The 23373-nt window shown below is 44.9% G+C and carries 27 protein-coding genes and 1 pseudogene; 14 read left to right on the plus strand and 14 right to left on the minus strand.

Annotated elements, in window-relative coordinates; translation table 11 throughout:
* Positions 1–4: 4 nt before the first annotated feature.
* Together khtT and MOC09_RS00415 are read right to left on the minus strand one after the other, a co-directional pair.
* The gene (gene khtT, locus MOC09_RS00410) at positions 5–502 is read right to left on the minus strand and encodes a K(+)/H(+) antiporter subunit KhtT (protein ID WP_268362485.1); all 498 of its coding nucleotides are present in this window, start codon (positions 500–502) and stop codon (positions 5–7) included.
* Between the two features lie 41 nt (positions 503–543).
* A complete protein-coding gene (locus MOC09_RS00415; RefSeq protein ID WP_268369226.1) occupies positions 544–903 on the minus strand; it encodes a hypothetical protein in 360 nt (119 codons plus the stop codon).
* 164 nt (positions 904–1067) lie between these two features.
* On the opposite strand from MOC09_RS00415, the gene MOC09_RS00420 reads away from it, so the two are divergent.
* The gene (locus tag MOC09_RS00420) at positions 1068–1835 is read left to right on the plus strand and encodes an enoyl-CoA hydratase (protein ID WP_268369227.1); all 768 of its coding nucleotides are present in this window, start codon (positions 1068–1070) and stop codon (positions 1833–1835) included.
* A 20-nt stretch (positions 1836–1855) separates the two neighbouring features.
* On the opposite strand, the gene MOC09_RS00425 is transcribed toward MOC09_RS00420, so the two are convergent.
* Positions 1856–2041, minus strand: coding sequence for a YhzD family protein (locus MOC09_RS00425; RefSeq protein ID WP_268362478.1), 186 nt, complete (start codon positions 2039–2041; stop codon positions 1856–1858).
* 125 nt (positions 2042–2166) lie between these two features.
* On the opposite strand from MOC09_RS00425, the gene MOC09_RS00430 reads away from it, so the two are divergent.
* From MOC09_RS00430 to yhaL, 6 genes are all read left to right on the plus strand, one after another.
* Positions 2167–3063 carry an ABC transporter ATP-binding protein gene (locus MOC09_RS00430; RefSeq protein WP_268362477.1) on the plus strand — a complete coding sequence of 299 codons (897 nt, stop codon included), beginning with the start codon at positions 2167–2169 and terminating at the stop codon, positions 3061–3063.
* Entirely contained in the window at positions 3056–4315 is a 1260-nt protein-coding gene (locus MOC09_RS00435) for an ABC transporter permease (protein ID WP_268362476.1), read from the plus strand. Before MOC09_RS00430 ends, MOC09_RS00435 begins: the two co-directional genes overlap by 8 nt.
* 106 nt (positions 4316–4421) lie before the next feature.
* Complete coding sequence (locus MOC09_RS00440; RefSeq protein WP_268369228.1) at positions 4422–5648, plus strand: DNA repair exonuclease; 1227 nt, start codon at positions 4422–4424, stop codon at positions 5646–5648.
* A gap of 4 nt (positions 5649–5652) precedes the next feature.
* On the plus strand, positions 5653–8547 hold the full coding sequence (locus tag MOC09_RS00445) for an ATP-binding protein (RefSeq protein ID WP_268369229.1): 2895 nt from the start codon (positions 5653–5655) through the stop codon (positions 8545–8547).
* A 73-nt stretch (positions 8548–8620) separates the two neighbouring features.
* Complete coding sequence (yhaM, locus tag MOC09_RS00450; protein ID WP_268369230.1) at positions 8621–9565, plus strand: 3'-5' exoribonuclease YhaM; 945 nt, start codon at positions 8621–8623, stop codon at positions 9563–9565.
* A gap of 125 nt (positions 9566–9690) precedes the next feature.
* Positions 9691–9903 carry a sporulation protein YhaL gene (gene yhaL / locus MOC09_RS00455; RefSeq protein ID WP_061188284.1) on the plus strand — a complete coding sequence of 71 codons (213 nt, stop codon included), beginning with the start codon at positions 9691–9693 and terminating at the stop codon, positions 9901–9903.
* A gap of 44 nt (positions 9904–9947) precedes the next feature.
* Here yhaL and prsA read toward each other — a convergent pair whose 3' ends face one another.
* Positions 9948–10826, minus strand: coding sequence for a peptidylprolyl isomerase PrsA (gene prsA / locus MOC09_RS00460; protein ID WP_268362800.1), 879 nt, complete (start codon positions 10824–10826; stop codon positions 9948–9950).
* A 159-nt stretch (positions 10827–10985) separates the two neighbouring features.
* Here prsA and yhzE1 point away from each other — a divergent pair, with 159 nt between their 5' ends.
* Positions 10986–11072, plus strand: a complete 87-nt coding sequence (gene yhzE1 / locus MOC09_RS00465; RefSeq protein ID WP_003327753.1) for a sporulation protein YhzE1 — start codon at positions 10986–10988, stop codon at positions 11070–11072.
* A 124-nt stretch (positions 11073–11196) separates the two neighbouring features.
* On the plus strand, positions 11197–11283 hold the full coding sequence (yhzE2, locus tag MOC09_RS00470; protein WP_003155248.1) for a sporulation protein YhzE2: 87 nt from the start codon (positions 11197–11199) through the stop codon (positions 11281–11283).
* A gap of 328 nt (positions 11284–11611) precedes the next feature.
* Here the strand turns inward: yhzE2 and MOC09_RS00475 are convergent, their stop codons facing one another.
* Entirely contained in the window at positions 11612–12130 is a 519-nt protein-coding gene (locus MOC09_RS00475; RefSeq protein ID WP_268361893.1) for a DUF3267 domain-containing protein, read from the minus strand.
* A gap of 206 nt (positions 12131–12336) precedes the next feature.
* On the opposite strand from MOC09_RS00475, the gene MOC09_RS00480 reads away from it, so the two are divergent.
* Complete coding sequence (locus MOC09_RS00480) at positions 12337–12678, plus strand: YhaI family protein (protein ID WP_003239502.1); 342 nt, start codon at positions 12337–12339, stop codon at positions 12676–12678.
* Here the strand turns inward: MOC09_RS00480 and MOC09_RS00485 are convergent.
* Both MOC09_RS00485 and MOC09_RS00490 read right to left on the minus strand, forming a co-directional pair.
* Entirely contained in the window at positions 12675–13286 is a 612-nt protein-coding gene (locus MOC09_RS00485) for an HTH-type transcriptional regulator Hpr (protein WP_268361890.1), read from the minus strand. The two genes, MOC09_RS00480 and MOC09_RS00485, sit on opposite strands and share 4 nt — an antisense overlap.
* A 177-nt stretch (positions 13287–13463) precedes the next feature.
* Positions 13464–13820 (minus strand): YtxH domain-containing protein, encoded by a 357-nt coding sequence (locus MOC09_RS00490; RefSeq protein ID WP_003224279.1) that lies wholly within the window; start codon positions 13818–13820, stop codon positions 13464–13466.
* A gap of 129 nt (positions 13821–13949) precedes the next feature.
* Here MOC09_RS00490 and MOC09_RS00495 point away from each other — a divergent pair, with 129 nt between their 5' ends.
* Positions 13950–14141, plus strand: coding sequence for a hypothetical protein (locus MOC09_RS00495; protein WP_079288669.1), 192 nt, complete (start codon positions 13950–13952; stop codon positions 14139–14141).
* 71 nt (positions 14142–14212) lie between these two features.
* Here MOC09_RS00495 and trpP read toward each other — a convergent pair whose 3' ends face one another.
* The 3 genes from trpP to MOC09_RS00510 form a co-directional block, all read right to left on the minus strand.
* Entirely contained in the window at positions 14213–14731 is a 519-nt protein-coding gene (trpP, locus tag MOC09_RS00500) for a tryptophan transporter TrpP (protein WP_268361884.1), read from the minus strand.
* A 122-nt stretch (positions 14732–14853) separates the two neighbouring features.
* Positions 14854–15933, minus strand: a complete 1080-nt coding sequence (gene serC, locus MOC09_RS00505) for a 3-phosphoserine/phosphohydroxythreonine transaminase (RefSeq protein WP_268361882.1) — start codon at positions 15931–15933, stop codon at positions 14854–14856.
* A gap of 146 nt (positions 15934–16079) precedes the next feature.
* Positions 16080–16517, minus strand: a complete 438-nt coding sequence (locus MOC09_RS00510; protein WP_003239494.1) for an HIT family protein — start codon at positions 16515–16517, stop codon at positions 16080–16082.
* Between the two features lie 483 nt (positions 16518–17000).
* Between MOC09_RS00510 and ecsA the strand changes: the two genes are divergently transcribed.
* Genes ecsA through MOC09_RS00525 form a run of 3 tightly spaced genes read left to right on the plus strand, consistent with a single transcriptional unit; the run spans position 17001 to position 19693 of the window.
* Entirely contained in the window at positions 17001–17744 is a 744-nt protein-coding gene (gene ecsA / locus MOC09_RS00515; protein WP_268362631.1) for an ABC transporter ATP-binding protein EcsA, read from the plus strand.
* Positions 17737–18963: an ABC transporter permease EcsB gene (gene ecsB, locus MOC09_RS00520; RefSeq protein WP_268369231.1), complete on the plus strand. Its 1227-nt coding sequence runs from the start codon at positions 17737–17739 to the stop codon at positions 18961–18963. The genes ecsA and ecsB overlap by 8 nt, the downstream gene beginning before the upstream one ends.
* Positions 18964–18982: 19 nt before the next feature.
* Complete coding sequence (locus tag MOC09_RS00525) at positions 18983–19693, plus strand: EcsC family protein (RefSeq protein ID WP_268369232.1); 711 nt, start codon at positions 18983–18985, stop codon at positions 19691–19693.
* 17 nt (positions 19694–19710) lie between these two features.
* Here the strand turns inward: MOC09_RS00525 and sndC are convergent, their stop codons facing one another.
* From sndC to hmoB, 4 genes and pseudogenes are all read right to left on the minus strand, one after another.
* A complete protein-coding gene (gene sndC, locus MOC09_RS00530; RefSeq protein WP_268362625.1) occupies positions 19711–20901 on the minus strand; it encodes an N-acetyl amino acid acetylase SndC in 1191 nt (396 codons plus the stop codon).
* 68 nt (positions 20902–20969) lie between these two features.
* Positions 20970–22361 carry a hypothetical protein gene (locus MOC09_RS00535; protein WP_268369530.1) on the minus strand — a complete coding sequence of 464 codons (1392 nt, stop codon included), beginning with the start codon at positions 22359–22361 and terminating at the stop codon, positions 20970–20972.
* Positions 22362–22428: 67 nt separating this feature from the next.
* Positions 22429–22747 (minus strand): annotated as a pseudogene (locus MOC09_RS00540) (hypothetical protein).
* Between the two features lie 44 nt (positions 22748–22791).
* Positions 22792–23292: a heme-degrading oxygenase HmoB gene (gene hmoB / locus MOC09_RS00545; RefSeq protein ID WP_268369233.1), complete on the minus strand. Its 501-nt coding sequence runs from the start codon at positions 23290–23292 to the stop codon at positions 22792–22794.
* Positions 23293–23373 lie beyond the last annotated feature (81 nt).

A 23373-nucleotide genomic window follows, 5' to 3' on the forward strand; every position in this document is an offset into this window, starting at 1 on the left:
CCGATCACACGCCCTCTCCAGAAAGAAAATCGTGAATCAGCTTCTTCAGATGCTTTCTTTCACCTGAGAGGACAAGTGTGTCATTTTCTTCAATGACCGAATCGGCTCCGGGATTTAAAAGCTTCTCCTGGCTGTGTTTGATGATGGCAATCACAGTGACGTCGTAGTTTTGGCGGACATCAAGCTCTCCGAGTGTGCGCCCGATCGATTTTGCGCCTTTTTCGACCTTAAACCATTCAATAATGAGATCGCTGAAGGCCATTTCGATGGACTCAAGCGCTTGCGGTTTATAGACCATGCCCCCTAAGATGGCAGCAATTTGCCTTGCTTCAGCATCATCCAATGAGATATTGGAAAGAAGCTCATCCGGATCTCGGTCATTAAACCGGTAAATTTCTCTTCTTCCATCATCATGAATGATAATCGTCATTTTTTCGTGACTTCTTGTTTCGATTTCAAATTTTTTGCCGATGCCAGGCAAATCATTCTCTTTAATATTCAATGAAAATCCCTCCGAATGTAGTGTTGGCTAAATGGGGTAAGTTACAAACAAAACGTGAACATGTATATTCGGAGGTAATTAGACTGGTATTTGACAGGAACGGCACAGACCTTTTCCAGCCTGTTTATCAGCGGTTCGTCAAGAGGTTTGACAGACAGCTGCCTGACAGATTGCGCCAGCGGGCTGTACTCTTTGATCAGCTCTGCCGGATACATGCTGCCCGGCGACGGCGTTTTGGCCAATTGTGTTTCCTGCGGATATGAGGACATAGGCACATAGCTGTCAGTGCTTGCTTCAAGCTGGGAAGGCAGAACCACGTCCGAAGGGGGAAAGTACACCATAAATAAACTTAGCAGAAAACTGATCAGCAATTTATCCATGTTCCTTCCCTCCTTTCTCATCCTGATATCCCTTCTTTTTCACTATATAAAACTTTATGTTTTCATTCAAACAATATGCATTTTTCAGTATCTATTGACCTTGAAAAATAAAAAGGTTTATTTGAGAGTGGCGGGGAATGTATAGGAGAAAGAAAAAAGAAAGCGTATACATGGAGGTGCTTCATATGGAGTTTATTCAATATGAATGTAATGGGGCCGTAGCAGAGATTATCCTGAATCGACCTGACGCCCATCATGCCTTGAATGAACAAATGCTGTCTGAATTGAAGGAAGCGGTCGAAATGGCGGCTGCAAGCGAGGCGCTCATCGTTCTCCTGAGAGGAAGCGGGAAAGGTTTTTCGGCCGGCGGAGACATCCGAATGATGACATCAGAGCATGACCCTGATCAATTTAAGCAACTGATGGATACGATTGAGGCTGTCACTCTGACGCTATATCAGATGAAGAAAGTGACAATTGCAGCTATTCACGGCGCTGCTGCGGGATTGGGCCTGAGTTTGGCACTTTGCGCTGACATTGTGCTTGCGGAAAAAAACGCCGTTCTCGCGATGAATTTTATCGGCATCGGGCTTGTTCCGGATGGCGGAGGTCATTATTTGCTGAAGAAAAGAATTGGGGAGGCGAAGGCGAAAAAGCTGATTTGGAGCGGGAAAAAACTTTCCGCCGCGGAAGCCGCCGATATGGGTCTTCTGGATGGGACATTTGCCGGAGACCCTGCGGAAGGCGCAAGGCCCTTTATCGAAACCCTGATGGCCTCACCTCTATTGGCGATGATCGAGACGAAAGCCATCTTTCAAAGCCTCCAGCTTGAAGAACTGAAAAAGGTGCTTTCTCTAGAGCGCAGCGCCCAAGAAAAAATGAGAAGGACCAAGGATCACCAAGAAGGAATCCGTGCCTTTTTAGAAAAACGGGAGCCGAAGTTCCAAGTGTAACAGATCAGCCGGGAAGCTGATCATCTGTGAAACAAAATCAGCTTTCCGGCTGCATTAACTAAACGATGGGTATGACTGAGAAGCTCTTTTTCTTTTAACAGGGCTTCACCATGCGTTTTTGCCGCTTCTTCATTTTCAGCCTCGAATCGCTCATTTACCAGTGTTGTTCCCGCAGGATCAAAAGCTGTAAGGAAATAATCAGCCATAGGTTTCCCTCCATTTACAAGATTTATCGTTCTTTCTTCAATTATATTCCAAACAGGGAATCAAAATCCTTTATTATGTTTCCTCCAAAATTAGTATATAATGGGTCAGGGAAGGAGGAGATTAAGTGCTAACGATTGATCATGTCACGAAGACATTTGGAGATTATAAGGCCGTTGACGGATTAGACTTAGACATTCCGGAGCAGCAAATGTTCGGTCTTTTAGGCGCAAACGGAGCGGGAAAAACGACGACATTTCGCATGATCCTTGGCTTATTAAGCATTACAGAGGGCTCAATCAGCTGGAAGGGCCGCCCTGTGAATTACAGTATCAGCAACAAAATCGGTTATTTGCCGGAAGAACGGGGCCTTTATCCGAAAATGAAGGTAAAGGATCAGCTTGTCTATCTTGCCAGATTAAAAGGGATGGAGAAGCGGGAGGCTGTAAAAGAGCTCGGCACATGGCTTGAACGCTTCAATATAACAAATTACGAGAATAAGAAGGTGGAGGAGCTTTCAAAAGGAAACCAGCAGAAAATCCAATTCATTTCGGCTGTTTTGCATAAGCCTGAGCTGCTGATTCTTGATGAGCCATTCAGCGGCCTGGACCCTGTCAATGTTGAGCTGTTAAAAGAGGCTGTGATCTCGCTGAAAAACAGCGGTGTTTCTATTTTATTTTCAAGCCATCGCATGGAGCATGTGGAGGAGCTTTGTGAGAACCTTTGCATATTGCAGAAAGGAAAACCGGTTGTGCAAGGCAAGCTGAAGGAGATCAAGCGTTCCTTCGGAAAAAAGAATGTTACCATTCACTCCGATGACGATCTGCGTTTTTTGCAGTCTCATGAAGGCATTCTTCAATGGAAGGAAACGGCCGGCGGCGTCAAGCTGCAGATTGCCAATGAAGACATCTCTCAAGAGATTTTTGCCTTGCTCCAAGGGAAAGGGTTCATCAGAAAGTTCGAGCTTGAAGAGCCGTCACTGCATGATATTTTTATAGAAAAGGTGGGGGCCGTCTATGAATAAATTTTGGATCATGCTTTCTCATACATATAAAAATAAGATTATGGCAAAATCCTTTATTATTTCGACTGTCATCACGGTACTGCTTGTTTTAGTTGTAACGAATCTGGAGTCGATTATTTCTCTGTTTCAAGGTGATGACGCCAAAGAAAAAATCGCTGTTGTTGATGAAACAAACGAATTATACCCGATTTTCTCGAAGCAGCTGAAGGCGATTGATACAAACGGCGATCTTGATGTAAAGCAGTCGAAGAAATCGGAGGATGAGGTTACAAAGCAAGTCAAAGATGAAACGTTTGACGGCATGCTCATCATTAAAAGAGATGAAAAAGGAACCATTTCAGGAACGTATAAAGCGTTAACGATTTCTGATGAAAGCACGTATCAAACGCTGCAGCAGGCCTTGACGCAAACCAAAACGGCTGTCGGAACGGCGGAGCTCGGCGTTTCGCAGGAAACAATCAGCAGCCTTTATGCGCCCGTTACTGTCGGGCAGGAGGCGCTGAAAGAGGGAGCCAAGTCTGAGGAAGAGCTGGGCCAGACGGTAGGACTCGTTTATATCATGCTGTTCGTCATTTATTTCTCTGTGATTATGTATGCCAGCATGATTGCGATGGAGGTCGCAACTGAAAAATCATCGCGTGTCATGGAAATTCTCATCTCAAGCATGCCGCCGATTCAGCAGATGTTTGCAAAGCTGCTTGGCATCGGGCTCGTCGGGATCACTCAGCTTGCTGTCATTATAGCAGCCGGCTCTCTGTCGCTTAAGCTGAACAAAACGAGCGACACAGCTTCATCTGTCGGCGGATTCCTTAACCTGACCGACGTTTCAGCAACGACTGTTATTTATGCTGTGATTTTCTTTTTGCTCGGATACTTTTTATACGCGACACTCGCCGCGTTTCTCGGCAGTGTCGTCAGCAGAATAGAGGACGTGCAGCAAACGATCACGCCGATGACGCTTTTGGTGGTCGCCGGTTTTATGATCGCGATGTTCGGCTTGAATGCACCTGATGCAGGATTTATTACGGTAACCTCGTTTATTCCGTTTTTCACGCCAATGATTATGTTCCTGCGCGTCGGCATGCTTGATATTCCGTTTTGGCAGGCGGCTGCAGGAATCGGAATCACACTGCTCACTATTGTCATACTGGCAGTCATCGGCGCCAGAATTTACAAAGGCGGTGTGTTGATTTACGGCAACTCAAGCGCGTTCAAAGCGATCAAACAAGCACTTCGTTTAGCGAAAAATTGATGAAAAAACAGCCTGGGGTTTCTCAGGCTGTTTCTTTTTTGACAGAACGTGCATTCGTAAGAATTCGGTGCTAAAATAAGGGTACTTCATCCTGGAAAGGAGCAGAATGTTGACTGATCTAACCTTTATTCATGCTGCAGATCTTCATCTTGACAGCCCGTTTTACGGGATATCGCACCTGCCGGAACCGATTTTTGCCCGGATTAAAGAAAGCACGTTTGCTAGCGTGAGATATATAATAGACGCCGCAGTGAGAGAAAACGTTGATTTCATTTTGCTGGCGGGAGATCTATTTGACGAAGCCAATCGAAGCTTAAAGGCCCAGCTCTTTTTGAAAAAACAGTTTGAAAGACTCAGAGAGTGCGGGATTTCAGTTTATGTGATCTTTGGGAACCACGATCATCTGGGCGGGGAGTGGACGCCGATTGAATGGCCGGAGAATGTCCACATTTTTGCATCCGCTGATCCTGAAGAAAAATCGTTTTATAAGGAAGGCAGGCGCATAGCAAGCATTTACGGCTTCAGCTACCAGGCCAGAGCCGTAACGGAAAATCAAGCCGCCCGTTATCGGAGATCGACTGACGCGCCGTTTCATATCGGTATGCTCCACGGCACGCTATCAGGAGCTGAAGGGCACGATCCGTATTGCCCGTTTACACATGACGATCTTATGAAAAGCGGGATGGATTATTGGGCGCTTGGCCACATACATAAACGCCAGGTTCTTTCTGCCGAGCATCCGGCAGTCATTTATCCGGGAAACACGCAAGCGCGCCATATGAAGGAGACGGGAGATAAAGGCTATTATCTCGTTCGTGTGACAAACGGAGACATTTCTTATGAATTCCAGAAAGCGCACGATGTGATGTGGGAAAAAGCGGCAGTTGATGTGACAGAGGCAAAGAATATGACCGCCCTTTTCCAAATGGTTGAGGACACGTTTTCGAAGATGCGGACAAAGGGCAGCCCTGTTTGTGTAAGACTGGTATTACAAGGGACGGCGCCGGAATGGCTGCTGAAGGCGCCGAGAGGCACTTTGAATGAGCTTCTTGAAACGTTTCAGGAGCAGGAGGCGGAGGAAGAACACTTCATTTGGCCGCTTGCATTAGAAGATGAGACGGAACAAGAAACGAACCTAACAGACCTTGATCCTTTTTTTGGCGGTTTATTGGAAGACATTGATTGCAGTGATTTATCAGACGTGCTGGAAGGGCTTGAGCGGCACCCTGTGTATAGAAGGCACGCGGACCGGTTTAGCCAAGAGGAGGTAAAGGAAATAAAAGAACAGGCACAGATTTTATTGAAAAGACAGCTTAAGGTGCTTGAAATATGAGGCGGTGAAAGCTTTGCGCATTAAATCTTTACACATTTACCACTATGGGAAATTTTCCAATCAGACCTTTCACTTCTCCGCCTCACCTGTCCAATTAATCTACGGATTAAATGAGGCAGGAAAAACGACGATGATGTCCTTTATTGAAAGCATGCTGTTCGGTTTTCCAAAAACGAAAAAATATGAACCGAAAACAGGCGGTGTCTACGGCGGTGTTCTTGAAGCCGAACATCCTGAGTATGGGGTTGTGAAGATCGAACGGACGAAAGGGACTGCCGAGAAGCTGAGAGTGTACACCGAAAAGGGCGAAGTGAAGCATGGAGATTTTTTAAAGCAGCTGTTCCAAGGCACGGACAGGGCGCTTTATAAAGCCATTTATTCGTTTGACGTATTTGGGCTTCAGGAAATTCACGCCTTTAATCGGGACAAGATTGGGGAGTTTCTGCTGTTTTCCAGCTTGTTTGGCGCTGAAGCCGTCTCTAAGCTTGATTCAAGGCTGGCCAAGGAAAGCGAAAGGCTCTATAAACCAAACGGGCGAAACCCCCAATTGAATCAGGAGCTGGAAACGCTGAAGCAGCTGGCAGCGAAGCTGAAGCAGGCTGAGGCAGAGGAAGCGGGCTATCATCAGCTTCTTGAGGAAAAAAGAACGCTTGAAGCCCGTCTTGAAGCCGCCGAAACCGAATTGAAAGAGGCGGCCGGACATATCCGAATGATTGAGGGAGCGATTGAGCTGAAGCCGCTGCTAAATGAAAAAGCGACGCTGGAACAGGCGATTGCTCAATATCCGGAACAAGCAAGACAATTTCCGGCTGACGGGCTGCATCAGCTGGAAAAATACGAATCTCATCTTCATCCGAAATCAGCACAGCTTGAGGCGCTTCGGGTGAAGATGGCTGAACTGGACAAGCAGATGCAAAAGCTTAACCCGGATAGAGACATATTGGCGAGAGAAACGCTGATACAAGAGCTTTCGGCAGGGTTTCATATGTATCAATCCTACGGAGAACAGCTCGCCGCCATTCAGGCACAGCTGCGCCAGTCGTCTGCACAGGCAGCGGCAGGGCTGGAACAGCTCAATAAAACGGATGAAAATGAACTCCTGAAGATGAACACGTCATATGACTATGAATGGAAGCTTCAGCAGGCGGTACAGCAGTACGTGCAGGCCAGGGACAGAAAACGGCAGCTCGATGAGACATTTGAAATTGCCCGGCAGGAGCTGGAAGACACAGAAAAGGCCGTTCGTGCCGCTTCGTCTGCCATCCTTGAAAACAGCCAAAGAAAAGATAAAGAAGCGGCTCTTAAAGCATATGATGAAGCACAGGGGCAGCATCAGGAGCAAACGAAGCTGAGAGAACAGCTGAAGTTTTTTGAAAGGCAGCAGGCTAAACAGAAAAAGGCTGTGATGTCAGCCGGCATGTTGTTCATCGTTCTCTTTCTGCTGCTGCAGCAATGGATTCCCGCCATATGTATCGGCGCAGCCCTTATCGTGTATTGGGTTGCCGCAGGGAAAAAAGCACCGTCTTCCCGAAACCGGGAGGCGAGACTGCCAATGACGGATATTTCGCCGGCAGAAGCCGAAGCGCTGCGAGAAGCGCTATGGGAGGATGACCGCAATAAACAGCATCTCATCACACAGCGGGCGGTGCTGCAGCAAAAAGAGGCGGCGTATGAAAGGGTCATCCAGCAATTTGAACAGTGGGAAACCGATATGGCTCCGTCCTTTGCTCAGGTTGAGCATTTTATGAAGGAGCTCGGATTCAAGGAAGATCCGTCTTTTTTGCTTGATGCATACAGCTTAATGAAGGATGTCAAAAAAGAAGTGAATAAAAAGCACGAGCTGACCATTGAAGCAGGCAGGCTGAGAAAGCACCGGAGAGCATTCGAAGAACGCGTCAGCATGCTTCATCCTGTGAACCAGAGCCAGGACATCTCCATCTCGGATGCCCTTCACACATTGCGGAAAAGCGTTGAACGAGAAAAAGAAATCGAGAAGCAAAAAAAGGAAATTGAAACAGATATTCATTATACAAAGGAACAGATGCTGGAGCTGGAACAAGAAATACAGTATTTCCACGCACAGATCGAACAGCTATATGCCGTAGCAGCTGTAAAAGACAGAAATGAATTTTGCGCTATGGCAGACATCAGCAGGGAATTGAAGGATACGGAGAACAAACGTTATCACGTAAACGCACAGCTGCAAGGCGGACACCCAGAGGAACTTGAACTGGCGGGGGCCAATACGCTTTCTGAATTGAAAAACCGGCAATTCATTGAGAATGAAAGAAAAGAGCGGCTGACTGAGGAGATCGAACAGCTTCGCAGCCAAATCGCATTGCTCTTGGTCAAACAGGAACAATTAGAGGCTTCTGGGCTGGTCTCAGACCTCAAGCTTCAAACCGAAATGCAAAAAGAGCGTGTGAAAGAGACCGCTAAAAAATGGGCCTCCATACAAATGATTAAACAGGTGATCAGAAACAAATTGGAGCGGCATAAGAAAGTCGAGCTTCCCCGCCTTTTGGAGACAGCCGGAGAATTTTTCCGCCCGCTGACTGACGGAAGCTATCAAACGATTTATTTCTCTGAAACGGATGATTCCATTATGGTCATGAACGGTGATGGAACTGTCTATCATGCCGAAGAACTGTCACAAGGGACGTGCGAGCAGCTGTATACAGCGATCCGGTTTGCTCTGGCCGTTACGCGTCAGGATGGGGCCAGGCTTCCGTTCCAGCTTGACGACAGCTTTGTTCACTTTGATCAGGCCAGGCTGAAACGCGTATTAGACGTTCTTTATGATTTATCTGAAGGCGGACGACAGATTTTGTATTTTACATGCCATGACCATGTAAAAGATGCATTTCAAAACAGCCAAATCATCCATTTGGTGTCATAAAAGAGGTTCTATAGCTGTAAATCGGTATGTGATATACTGGTATTATGTAAGATACGGAGGGAGCTTTAATAGAATGGCTAAAGGGATTATGCTACATGAGGTTGGCGAACAGGTGGACCAATATCTATTGATTAAATCCTCGACGAAAGGGATTGCAAGCAATGGAAAACCGTTTTTAACGCTGATGCTGCAAGACCAGTCAGGTGATATTGAAGCAAAGCTGTGGGATGCCAAGCAAAGTGATGAACTGACCTATGCGCCGCAAACGATTGTGAAGGTCGTAGGGGATGTCCACCATTACCGTGGGCGCACCCAGCTGAAGCTGAGAAATATCAGGCCGGTAAGCGAACATGAAAACGTCAATATTGATGATTTTTTAGAAACCGCGCCGATTCCGAAAAATGAAATGATGGACACCATCACTCAATATATATTTGAAATGAAAAACCCAAATATCCAACGGATAACAAGGTTTTTAGTCAAAAAACACGAAGCTGAATTTATGGATTATCCGGCAGCGACGAAAAACCACCATGAGTTTGTCTCAGGTTTAGCGTATCATGTTGTCTCTATGCTGAATCTGGCGAAAACCATTGCAGATTTATATCCGTCTCTTGATCGTGATCTGCTTTATGCCGGTGTTATCCTGCATGATCTCGGAAAAGTGAAAGAACTGTCCGGCCCTGTTTCCACTTCATATACGGTCGAAGGCAATTTGCTCGGCCATATTTCGATTATGGTCACAGAGCTGTCAAAAGCGGCTGAGGAGCTTCAAATCGATTCAGAAGAGGTGTTAATTCTTCAGCATTTGATTTTAAGTCACCACGGCAAAGCAGAATGGGGCAGCCCAAAACCACCGATGGTGAAGGAAGCGGAAATTTTACATTATATAGACAACCTGGATGCCAAAATGAATATGATGGACAGAGCGCTTGAGCGCGTGAAACCGGGCGAATACACTGAACGTGTATTTGCACTGGAAAACCGTTCCTTTTATAAACCGACTTTTCATAAATAATCAAAAAAGGACTGATGCTGAAACATTCAGCTCAGTCCTTTTTTATGCGTTATTGCCGCTCATAACTCGTCTCACTCCCGCATATGGTTAAGAATAAAGAATCTATGCAAAAGGGGGAGGAGCCCGTGTTATTTTTTCCATGGTGGGTGTATCTTTGTATTGTAGGCATCATTTTCAGCGCATATAAACTTGTGGCGGCAGCCAAAGAGGAAGAAAAAGTAGACCAGTCCTTTATTGAAAAAGAGGGGCAGATTTATATAGAGAGGATGGAAAAGGAGAGAGAACGCCGCAGTTCCCAGCAGCATGACGAAGAAAATCCAAACCATTCCATCGCATAAAAAAAGCTGTGCAGCTCAATGAGCGTGCACAGCTTTTTTTATTATTATTTAGAATTGCTTGAAGATGAAGAGGTGCTGCTGTTTGTTGAAGATGTATTAAATGTGTCTTTCAGGTCTTTATCCTTCACTTCAATGTCAGCTTTTTTCATGACTTTTTGAACAGCTTCCTGAACAGCTGTGCTGTCATTAAGTTTTTGTTCAAGCACTTCAGATTTCAGCTCTTTTTTCATATCTTCGTATTTGCCGCGTTCTTCTGTCTTTTTGATGATGTGGTAGCCGTATTGTGTTTTGACAGGATCACTGACTTCACCTGTTTTTAATTTAAATGCAGCTTTACTGAACGTTTCGTCCATTTGGCCTTCTTTTGCGAACCAGCCAAGGTCGCCGCCTTGTGAAGCAGAGCTGTCTGTTGAGTATTCTTTCGCAAGGTCTTCAAATTTCTCGCCTTTTTTCAGCTTTTTCTCTACTTCTTCAGCTGTCTTTTTATCAGCAACAAGGATGTGGCTTGCACGGATTTTGCCTTTTAAGCCTTCCCAGTACTCTTTGATATCGGCATCTGTTACTTTGATGTTATCTTTAGCCGCTTTTTGTGTCAGCAATTCATATTTTACTTGCTCTTTGAGGTAATCTTTTCCGTATTGGTCTTCAAGGGCAGTATATTGATCGCCAAGCTGTGTTTTGTAATCTTTCAGCTTGTTGTCAATTTCTTTATCTGTAACTTTATATTTCTTGTCTAATACTTTTTCTTGCACCAGCTGTGTCAACACACTTGCACCAGCTGTTTTCTTCATGTTTGTGTAAAGCTCGCCTTTCGTCACATCGCCTGCGTCTGTTTTTGCGATGACTTCTTTGTCGCCGCTGCTGCAAGCACTGAGAGCGAGGATGCTTGTAGCAGTGATAGCTGCTATTGCGATTTTCTTCATTGTTTTCAAACACTCCTAATCATTCCAAATTAAATTACCTATGCGTATCATAACATATTGTGGCTTTCTGTAAAAAGATTTTAAATAAAGGGCATTCGTCTAGTCAAACTTTTGCTGGCGACATACTTATATATTGATCAAGAAAAGGAGGTATGTAACATGAGCGGAGGATACTCTAACGGATTCGCGTTGCTCGTAGTACTGTTCATTTTGCTTATCATCGTAGGTGCAGCTTACATCTACTAAGCAGCCCGGGGATCGCTTGCACGATAAGCGATCCTTTATTTACACAAGCGCCTAATCGTTTCAATCATGAATTGCATAAGATGTAATTGGTAAATAAAGCTTTTTACAGGAGGTGCTTTTTAAGATGGGTGAAGTATTTGCAGGCGGTTTCGCTTTATTGGTTGTTTTGTTCATTTTATTGATTATCATCGGCGCTTCTTGGCTGTACTAATCAAACAAAAAAGCATAGCTGCTGAAACAGCAGCTATGCTTTTTTCATATTTACACAGTAAAGGAGATCTCCACAAACGAAGAGATCAGTAAAATTAATATAGATACATTAATAAATCGAAATACCTTATCCTGCCGCTCTTCAGGAATCTCTCTGACAAGGCATAATGTATTGGTGAGCCTGTTTATGAAGTATAAAATAAACATGGCAGCCACGATAAAATAGAATAAAATGATGGGAGATTCCCCCTCTCTCTGAACTGTCCCATATTACATTACCAAATATTTATTAAAAAAGATAGAATGCAAATTCAAAAATCGAGGTCTGGCTACTTTTCTACAAGAATATCCAAGCCATCTGCTTCCTGATCTATAAAACAGGCTTTCGGCGCTTGTATCAGCTTGAGAGCCAGCAAGAAGTCAGGCAGACAATAGCCGGCATGTATGCCCGAAATCATGCAGAAATAATGGGCGTGATTTGGAAATGCCAGCGCCGCGTAAAACAGTACAGGCGTAATCAGCAAAAACGGGCTTACGAGCGAAATCAGCATTGTCGTTTTTGGTATCCGTTTCCATGAGCGCATGCGCAATATGTAAACCTTTTTTTCTATTTTTCTTTTTTTGCAGATGATTGGCAGGACATGGATGACTTTATGTACAAATAAAATAACGACGAGCAAACCGCCGAATAAGGGTACGTATTCATCGCTTAAGCTTGTGCCAGGCCGCAGCAGCTCAAATGCTAAAAAGGTAGATATAAAAACCAAAATCATAAAACATACAGCAGTTAATATTATGCGAACGGCGCCATAATCCTTCATGAGATTTATGGTCTTCCAGCAATTCATCAAAGTCATCCTTCCATGCATCTTGAATAGAATCTCAAAATAATTTACTCCTCCCAAGAGAAAAAATCAATGCTTTTTAAGAAAAAATATCATCCGGCAGGTATTTTTTTGAAACAAGCAAACAAACTGCAAAATATGGGGTTAGAACTTTCTTCTCAGTGAAATATCAGCTAAAATAAGATTAAAGATAGAAAGAAGTGGTGTGGATGGATTCGATGGATCATCGCATTGAGCGATTAGAATATTACATACAATTATTAGTGAAAACAGTAGATATGGACAGGTACCCCTTCTATGCGCTTCTCATTGATAAAGGACTGAGCAAGGAGGAAGGGGAAGAGGTTATGAGGATATGCGATGAATTGTCGGAAGAGCTGGCAACACAAAAAGCGCAAGGATTTGTAACTTTCGATAAGCTCCTTGCGCTTTTTGCCGGACAGCTGAATGAAAAATTAGATGTTCACGAAACGATTTTTGCCCTGTATGAGCAGGGGCTTTATCAAGAACTGATGGAAGTGTTTATTGATATCATGAAGCATTTTGATTAGCTGTTTACAGGTTCGAGCTCTTCTGCCGGTTCATCCGCAGTACTGTTCTTTGCTTTTTTCTTCAGCTTTCCGTTTACGCTTTCAAAGTCATTGTCAATATTGGTGAGTGACGTTTCGAAAATTTCCATAAAATCATCGCCGTAGATATGGCGTATCATACACATCATTTCTGCCACTTCAGGAAATTTTCCGAATAAATGATACAAAGGCTGTGACCCTTTAAAAACCGCGTTGCGAGTTGGATCAAATTCCTCAAGCAAGCTCCAGAAAACCTCGGTGCCTTCCTCAGTTAATTGAACGTATGTGTTCCGTTTATCATTCAGCCGTTTGGAGAACCTTAAATATCCTCGTTCTTCCAGCTTTTTTGAAAAGTTGAATGCGGTTGATACGTGCATGACTCCGAATTTAGCGATTTCAGAAATGGAAGCTCCATTCAGTTGATACGCAATCCATAAAATATGATGCTCATTGATATTCAGGTCATACGGTTTGAGCCACTGCTGCCAATCCTTCTCGATCGATTTCCAAAGAGCCTTGCTAAGCTGAGCCATTTTCTGGGTGAAGACCAGAGCCTCTTTCACATCATAGGGCGGTTCCACTCGATTCATTACGTCACCTGCTTCTCTTTTTCTTTTTCTCTATTATGCCAATAAAATAAAGATTAATAAAGATGAAAATGTAAGAATTTTTTAATAAATTCACAAACCATTGCGGTGAGAGGCTTTTTCGGCAAAAAAAAATGCGGGTCCCAGTTTGGACCGCATTTTTTTCTTTTGAATAGGATATTAGTTTTGTAAGGTTTTCTCCAGCTGTCTGATCTTCTCTTCAATATCAGCGATTTCTTTTTGCAAATCCTGCTGGTGAGGCTTGATCTCTTCCTGCCATTTTTTAATTGACGTTTGGAGCTCGCCGCTTACGTCTTTAATGACGTCTGTACTTTCTTTTGCCGCTTTGATCAGCTGGTCTTTTAACGCAAGCCCGTCTGATTTTAAGCGTTTGATCGTTTCTTCGAAAGAATCATAATTGGTTTTCATTTTTTCACGCAGCTGCTTTCCTGAGGAAGGTGCAGATAGAAGAACTGCTGCTCCTCCGATGATGCCGCCTACGAATAGTCCTGTTAATAGAGAACGTCCGTCCGCCATTACAATCACCCCGTCTTTTTCTTGAAAATAGGATTCATTCAGTATTTTTCATTTTTGTTGAAAGCCTGAACTTCTATACATAGCTTGCTTTATTTTAGCATATTTTTTAAGTGAAAAGGAGGGAGAAGGTTGTCTGTCTTTATGATTGTGTTATCCTGCATCACACTTGTCTTCGCTTCAGGCGCTGTTTACTATATCAGACTTCTCAGCCAGGCTGCTTCTTATCCGCCCAAGAAGGTCATCCGGCAAAAAGCGCTTGTTTGTTCAACCGGAACCGCCTTTACACTATGCCTTATCTTTTTCACGAAACTCTTCGCTTAAAACATGCTGGCATGCTGCGGGCTCTTTGTCAAAAAACCTCTCCCGGAAGCGGAAGAGGTTTTGGGTGATAATTATTTAACAGCTTCCAAAAAGCTCGAACGTCTTAAAATCGTTTGTATAATCGGATACATAATGATCATGGCGATAGTATTCAGCACAGTAGCAGGCAGAACAACTGCCGCGAACAATGCGATGAAACCGCCAGGCAAACCGACGATCAATAAAGCTGAAGATAAAAATACAATTCCCGATAAGATAGTTCCGATCGCTGTCAGCACTGCAGCTGCACCTGTTTTCTGGCTCTTTCTGAACAAAAGGAACAGGGTGAAGAACAGAAACGCTGATACAGGTTTATCGATGATGTTAGGAATCTGTCCGGCTGGGAATGCGGTTGTAAGCGCGGAGATGATTCCGGTCACAATCCCGATGACGAGTACGTTTTGCACCCGCGGGAACAGCAGGATCCCCATGAACATCATGATCAGCATCATATCTGGTTTCATGCCGCCTAAAAAGGGCGGAATAATGGAATGAAGCGCTGCGCCGATTGCGGCAAACAGAGCCATAATGACTAACTCTTTTGTTTTCATATCTATGCTCTCCTCTGCTAAGCTTTTTGCCCCCCAATAATATGCTCGTCATTTATTGCGAAGGCTTAAAGAATGTATATGCAAACAGTATACCAAACGGACCGTTTGCATAGCCAGACTTTTTACTCATTTTCTTGCTGGAATTTCTTCATGAACGCAGCTAATTTTTCACAGTCTTCGAGAGACACTGCATTATAAATAGAAGCGCGGCAGCCTCCCACTGAACGGTGTCCGCCAAGACCTACCATTTTTGCTTCTTTTGCTTCTTGAACGAATGTTTTTGTTAATTCGTCATCACGAAGCGTAAAGGTAACATTCATGCGTGAGCGGCTGTCCTTTCTGGCATGCCCTTTATAGAATCCATTGCTTTCATCAATGCAGCTGTATAGAACTTGCGCTTTTTGCTCATTGCGCTGTTCTGCAGCTTCTACACCGCCGTTTTCTTTCAGCCATTCCAGAACAAGGCTCAGCATATAAATCGCAAATGTCGGCGGAGTGTTATAAAGTGAGTCCGCTTTGACATGCGTTGAATATTTCAGGATTTTTGGAACGTTCGCATTTTCATTCTGCAGCCAAGTTTTTTTCATGATGACAACTGTCACGCCGGAAGGGCCGAGGTTCTTTTGGGCGCCTCCGTAGATCACGTCAAACTTGGATACATCGATCTTTCTGCTCAAAATATCGCTGGACATGTCAGCAACGAGCGGAATAGGGGAATTCGGGAATTCCTGCCACTGTGTGCCGAAAATCGTATTGTTGGATGTGATATGTAAATACGCACCGTCTTTTACATCCGAGAGGTCAACCTCCGGAATAAAGCTGTAATTGTCTGCTTCACTTGTAGCAGTGATAGACGTATTTCCGAATAGTTTCGTTTCTGCCAGTGCTTTTTCAGACCAGGCTCCGGTCATGACAAAATGCGCGGTTTTTTCAGGTGTTAAAAAGTTCATCGGAAGCATTGAGAATTGAAGGCTTGCCCCGCCTTGAAGAAACAAAATATCGTAATCTTCCGGAATGCCCATCAGTTCAATTAATAGGCTTTTCGCTTTTTGATGCACCGCTTCATACTCTTTGCTGCGGTGGGAAAGCTCCATAACAGACATGCCGGATTCGTTAAAATCAATAAATTCTTTCTGTGCTTTTTGCAGAACTTCCAATGGCAGCGCTGCAGGACCTGCATTAAAATTCGTTGTACGTTCCATCATGATCTCTCCCTGTTTTCCACGTTAATGTATAAAATAATACAATTATCCTATCACAAAAATTCAGTTTTTTTGATAAAAAATTTGAATTATCAAAAGAAATTGACGGATATTGGCGAAATGTTCACAAATAAAAAAACCTCATCTTATGATGAGGCCAGGCGTTTTGCGATAGAGGAAGAAATGTTTTGAAGATCCTCTGGTTTGTAATCATCAGCATGCGTTTTCCAAACTGCTCCGAATCCGTCTCCTTTTCCGTAGCGCGGGATAATATGCATATGGTAATGGAAAACAGATTGTCCTGCTTTTTCGCCATTATTGTTCAGCGTATTTAAGCCGATCGGTTCAAATTCATCCCGGATCGCGCGGGCGATTTTTGGAACAGCGTGAAAATATTGTTTTGCTAATTCATCCGTAAATTCATACACATTTTCGATATGTGTTTTTGGAATGACAAGTGTGTGTCCCTTTGTCACTTGGCTGATATCAAGGAAGGCCAGCACGTGTTCATCTTCATACACCTTTGCGGATGGAATGTCGCCGGCAATAATTTTACAAAAGATACAATTCTCTGCACTATGCATGAGGGTTCCTCCTTATGAAATTGTTTGGTATGTATACACTCATCGTACCACAGAAATGCAGAAAATAGAAAACAGGATGAACGGCGAGCGTTCACCCTGAATGCAGAGGAAGAGCTTATATAAAGAAAATGTGATATGCCTTTGGTAAGCACCTCATTTGTCAGTAAAATGAAGACTTGTTAATGCTTAACGATTCCTGCGATAAACACCTCATTTGACAATTTGCTTCATAAGAAGAATTCATCAATTCAGTGAAGAGAAATGTTTGAGCATTGGACATGTTTATTTTCTATCCAACTGTATCTAAGACGTCTTTGACAAACACCTCATTTTTCAGTTGATATGCTTTTCCTCTACGACCATTATGATGTCCAGAAACCTGTTTCTTTATGACAGCAAATTCATCATTTGTTAAAAGGGAATTGTTTCAAATCGGGCCTTGTTTTTGGTACTATGAAGAAAAACAATATAAGGGGAGAAACTATGTCTCTGCTATCGGTAAAAGACTTAACCGGCGGATATACAAGAAATCCGGTGTTGAAAAACGTATCATTCACCCTTGAACCGAATCAAATTGTAGGTCTAATCGGGCTGAACGGTGCAGGTAAAAGTACAACCATCAGACATGTCATCGGGCTGATGGACCCGCATAAAGGATCAATCGAATTAAACGGAAAAACCTTTGCTGAGGACCCGGAAGGCTACCGCTCTCAATTCACCTATATCCCTGAAACACCTGTTTTATATGAAGAGCTGACGCTGATGGAGCATCTTGAATTAACAGCCATGGCTTACGGCCTCTCAAAAGAAACGATGGAGAAAAGGCTGCCGCCGCTTTTAAAGGAATTCCGAATGGAGAAGAGGCTGAAGTGGTTCCCGGCTCATTTTTCCAAAGGAATGAAGCAGAAGGTTATGATCATGTGCGCATTTTTGGCTGAACCCGCGCTCTATATTATCGATGAGCCTTTCCTGGGGCTTGACCCGCTTGCGATTAACGCGCTGCTTGAGCGGATGAATGAAGCGAAAAAAGCCGGGGCGAGCGTGCTGATGTCAACGCACATTTTGGCAACGGCAGAACGCTATTGTGATTCGTTCATTATTTTACATAACGGCGAGGTGCGGGCGCGAGGCACGCTGTCCGAGCTCAGAGAGCAGTTTGGAATGAAGGACGCGGCGCTGGATGATCTGTATCTTGAGCTTACAAAGGAAGACGCTGGCCATGAATAATATGCTTGATATTTGGCAGTCGCGGCTGCAGGAGCATATCAAAGAAACAAGAACGTACATGAAATATATGCTCAACGATCACCTCGTCATTGTTTTGATCTTTTTTCTCGCGGGCGCTGCAAGCTGGTACAGCAAATGGATCCGGGACATTCCCGCTCACTTTCCGTCCTTCTGGGTGATGGCCGTGCTGTTTTCGCTCGTGTTGACAAGCTCTTACGTGCGGACGCTTTTGAAGGAGGCTGACCTTGTCTTCTTATTGCCGCTAGAAGCGAAAATGGCGCCTTACTTGAAGCAGGCGTTTGTCTACAGCTATGTGTCTCAGCTGTTTCCGCTGATTGCGCTGAGTCTTGTTGCGATGCCGCTTTATTTCGCCGTCGCACCTGGGGCTTCGCTTGCATCATATGCGGCAGTCTTTGTCCAGCTTTTACTACTGAAAGTGTGGAATCAGGTAATGGAATGGCGTACAACCTTCCAGAATGACCGCAGCTTGAAACGGATGGATCTTATCATTCGCTTTGCGGCGAATACGCTCGTTCTCTATTTTGTATTCCAATCTGTTTATATGTATGCGCTTGTGGTCTATGTCATTATGGCTGCTCTGTATCTGTATATGTCTTCGGCAGCGAAACGGAAAACGTTTAAATGGGAAAGCCATATCGAGTCCGAATTAAGACGGAAGCAGCGTTTCTATCGGATTGCCAACCTGTTCACTGATGTGCCGCATTTACGAAAGCAAGCGAAACGCAGGGCCTATCTTGACTTTTTGCTGCGGCTCGTGCCATTTGAGCAGCGCAAAACGTTTACGTACATGTTTGCCCGCGCCTTCTTTCGTTCTAGTGATTATTTGGGCCTTCTCGTCAGATTAACGGTTATTTTCGCGCTGATTATTATGTATGTATCGGCAAGCCCGCTGATTGCAGGGGTTTTGACTGTGTTTACCATTTTCATTACGGGTGTTCAGCTTCTGCCGCTGTTCGGCCACTTTGACCATCTGGCGCTTCAGGAGCTTTACCCTGTGAAAAAAGAAACGAAGCTGAAAAGCTATTTCTCCCTATTAAAAACTGCGCTTAGCACTCAAGCTCTGCTGATGTCGGCTGCATCTGCGTACGCTGCCGGCTTGACAGGTTTTCTGTACGCGCTGATCGGTTCTGCCGTTCTGATTCTTGTTGTTCTGCCGTCTTATATAACAACAAGACTGAAAAAACATGGAAAGCTGTGAACTGAAAAGGGGTAGTCAAATGACAGACAACCAGATGCTGATGCAGGAAGCCCTTCAATGGAAAATGCATTTTTTGCGAAAGGATTCCATGTTTGAACGCTTTTCGAAGCGTGTGCAAACGAAGGTGAATGAGCGGATTCCTGAAAAAATCCATACAGTCGTCACTGAGAGCGTGAAAAAAATGGTGGAAGCGACAATGGCAGGCTCCAATATCATCACCTATAAAAAGGATACAAGTGCACTGTCGCTTAGTGAAAAAAACGAATTGGCGAAAAAAACAATTGCTTCTTATCAGAAAGTGGCAGCTGCTGAGGGAGTCGGCACCGGAGCGGGCGGCATTTTTTTAGGCATTGCCGATTTTCCGCTGCTGCTTTCTATTAAGATGAAGTGTTTATTTACTTTATCTTCAATATATGGCTTTGATGTGAAGGATAAACAAGAGAGAATGTTCTTGCTGCTTATGTTTCAGCTTGCGTTTTCGAGTGATGACTGCCGCAAATCGCTTTTTTCTGTCATTGAAAATTGGGAGACGGAGAAAAAGAGCATCGACTGGAGAGTGTTCCAGCAGGAATATCGCGATTATATCGACGTCGTGAAGCTTTTTCAGCTTTTGCCGGGCATAGGAGCGGCAGTCGGAGGAATTGCCAATTATAAGCTGCTAGCTCAGCTTGGAGAGACGGCCAGACACGTTTTTCATCTGAGGATAGTAAAGGAAACAGCCGGAGAATAAACACTCCGGCTGTTTTTTTATAGTAAATGATAGGTGATCGCAGCGCCCGCAAGAACCTTGGCCGCTGTCAGCATTGCTTTTTCATTGATATCGAATTTCGGATGGTGGTGGGAATAGACCCGCTCTGGCTGTTCAGGAGCAGCACCTGTAAAGAAAAAAGTGCCTTTTACGTTTTGTAAGTAGTAAGCAAAATCCTCGCCGCCCATTTGCGATTCACCGTCAATAACCTGCTGAACACCCTCAGTGTTTTTAGCGATGCTGACCAAGTGGCTCGTTTCTGCAGGATGGTTCACAACCGCTGGATAACCCCGTTCATAGTTGTACTCATAGGAGGCGCCGTGCATGCTGCATACTCCTTTTACAACTGCTTCAATTTCTTTCTCCAGAATGTCCCGGACATTTTCATCAAAAGAACGCGCTGTGCCGATGAGTGCCGCTTGGTCTGCGATGACATTAAACGGGTTGTCGGCGATGAAGGAGCCTGTTGAAATGACGGCGGATTGAATCGGATTGACTTTGCGGCTGACAATGTGCTGCAAAGAGGAAACGATTTGCGAGCCGATCAGGACGGCGTCTTTTGTATCATGCGGGTGAGCGCCGTGGCCGCCCTTTCCGTGGACTTTAATCGTAAATCGGTCCGCCGCCGCCATTACGGCGCCTGGGCGGCATAAAATGGTTCCGAGCGGCTCAGTTGCCCAAAGATGGGTTCCGAATATCACATCCGCGTTTTCGAGGCACCCGTCATCAATCATCGGCTTTGCGCCTCCTGGATAATATTCTTCTGCATGCTGGTGGATCATTACAAACGTTCCCTTCAGCTCATGTCTGTTTTGGTGGAGAACCTTTCCCACTGCAAGAAGAGCTGCTGTATGGCCGTCATGGCCGCATGCATGCATGACACCGGGCACTCTTGAGGCGTAAGGAACATCTTTTTCATCTTGAATGGGAAGGGCGTCAAAGTCTGCGCGCAAAGCAACGGTAGGACCGGGGTCGCTTCCTTCTATATAGGCTAAAACCCCTTTGCCGCCGACATTCGTGCGGATCGGAACGCCTAATGATTCATAATAGGAAGCAATAAATGCGGCGGTTTTTTCTTCTTGAAACGAGAGCTCAGGATACATATGAAAATGACGCCTGATCTCGACCATTTCTTCAAAACAGCTGTCGAGCTGTTTGTTTATCTCTTTCTGCAGTGTAGATATCGACAAAGCCGCTTCCCCCTTTTCTATGCTTTTCCATGATTGTATAGAAAAAGTCTGAATATTTCAACTTGTTTTCAAAGCAGAACCATAGCTGCGACGGTTGTTACTGAAAGGCCAATCACGACAGGGATAAAGTTTTTTCTGGCAAGCTCAAAAGGATCAATCTTGCAAATGGCCGCAGCGGGAATCAGCGCCCATGGGACCAGTGTTCCTCCGCCCACCCAAATGGCAGCTATTTGTCCGAGTGCAGTTAGAACAGCGGGATCTGCATGAAGAGCGGACGAAAAGAGCTTGGCGATAGAGCCGGCGAGAGAAATGCCTGAAAACCCCGAGCCATCGAGGCCCGTGATGGCGCCAGCGGCAGTTAAAGCAACGGCGGCAAGCTCCTTTGACATGGGCAGCGTATGGGATAAGGCAATGCCAAGATCGTTGACAATGCCGTGGGAACCTTTAGGGAGTGAAGTGCCCAGTATGCTCTCAAAGCCTGAGTCGCCAAGGTAGAAGAAAGCGGCAATTGGGATGACGGGGCCGAAAACCTTAAAGCCGAACTGGAATCCATCAATAAAATAGCCAGTGATTTTTTCGAGTCCCTTTTGCTTATGCGCGAGAAAATGAACGATCAGGAGGATGCAGATTGCAGACCCGCCGATTAACGCGGTCGCATCATTTCCCTGAAGGTTAAACAAGATCATGCAGGCGATATCAGCAAGAAAGACAAGCGGAATTAAAAGAGCCATTGTGAACCGCAGCCGTTTTGGCAGGTACAGCGAGGTGTCTTGCTCACCTGAAAGTAAAGGGGAAAAAGAATCTGGAGTCAGCTGTTTTTTTCGTTCGCGCTGAATCATGATAAATGCTGCGGCTGTTGTGGTCACGCCCATAATCAGGACAAGGGGAATGCTCGCTGAGACGACATCACCAACTGGAATGCCTGCTGCATCTGCTGTCAGCTTTGGCGCCGCCTGAATGACAAAGTCTCCTGACAGCGCAAAACCGTGACCAAATAAGTTCATGGCCATGGCGGCGGCAATGGGCGGCAAACCGGCGCGGGCGGCTGCCGGAAGCAGGACGGCGCCGATCAACGCGACACCCGGAGAAGGCCAGAAGAAGAGAGAAATGGCGAACATCAGGCCGCCAATCAGCCAGTAGGCGATTACAGGGCCTTTTACAAGGCGTATAAAGGGAGAAATCATGGCCTCATTTATCCCTGTTTTTGTTAACAGATCACTCATCGAAACGATAAAACAAATGATGAAAATCGTGGGCAGCAGTTCGCCAGCCGCGTAGATAAAGCTGTGGAATAAACTGCTGACAGAAGCTGAAAATGAATGGCTGGCCCACAATGATATGATAAAAATGCCGAATAAGGAAATAAAGGTCGTATCTTTCCGCAGCAGCATAAATAGGATAATCGCCCCGATAAAAAAGACATAAAGAACATGGACAGGCAAGATCCCGATTTCCATCATTATCACTCCTTCCGCTTCCTACAGATTATTCATAGGCGGGCGGAAGGTGCCGGGACAGAAGGCAGGGTTATGATGGAAGATGAACATTGATCTGTTTTAGCTGTTCAATCAAACGATGCTGTAACACTCTGTTCGCTTTTTGCTGATGTTTCCGGGAAGCATTCAGGAGAAAAAATGACGCCCCCATCAGCAAGCCAGTTTTTTCTGTAGCCGGCAATGCTTTCCGATGGCTCGAAAAATGCACCATCCTCGCGCTGCATCTCGTAATCGTCAAATCCGAACTGAAAACCGCAGCACGGGCAGATTTCATGAGAATGATCCCCTTGCTTATCATATGCCGGTTCAGTCAGTCCCTTAAACCCGCATACTGGACAAGTATATTTCATTTTGTTTTCCTCCCAATAAAATAAGCCGCCGGACATGCCGGCAGCTATTCGACAGCGAAATATGTGGTGACATAAGAAGGCCGTGAGAAGATCGACGTTGTATCAATTCCGGCAGATGTGCCACGTTTTTTGTGGGCTTCTTTGTATGAATCTGACTGCTGCCAGTCTTGAAAGTCTCTTTCGGTTTCCCACAAGGTCAGGATGACATAGGTGTCACTGTCAAGCGGGCGAAGCACACGTATCGCTTCAAAACCAGGCTGGTTTTCGACTTTTCCCGCTCTGTTTTTAAATCTGTTTTCAAACAGCGGACGCCCTTCCTGAGTGACAGCAATATTGTTCAATACTGCAAAACCGGGATGCTTTATCTCTCCGGCTTGGTCAATGACTTCATAAGCGTGTGGTGCCTGGAAAACCGTATCCCCGTTTGTTTCGTGGATCAAAATCGCGTTTTCCTGCCCCTGCATTAAAAGGATACGTTCTGAGGGATGCTTCTTTACGATCGTTTTTAAAAAATCGGCTGTCCCATATGTAATATAAACCTTCATATCAGCCACCTCCTGCTTGCTAGTATATCAAAACAATGGTATAAGTTTCTATTGGCGAGTGCTTCGAACATAATTCCAAAC

The organism is Bacillus sp. N12A5 (genome assembly GCF_026790125.1).
Taxonomy (GTDB): domain Bacteria; phylum Bacillota; class Bacilli; order Bacillales; family Bacillaceae; genus Bacillus.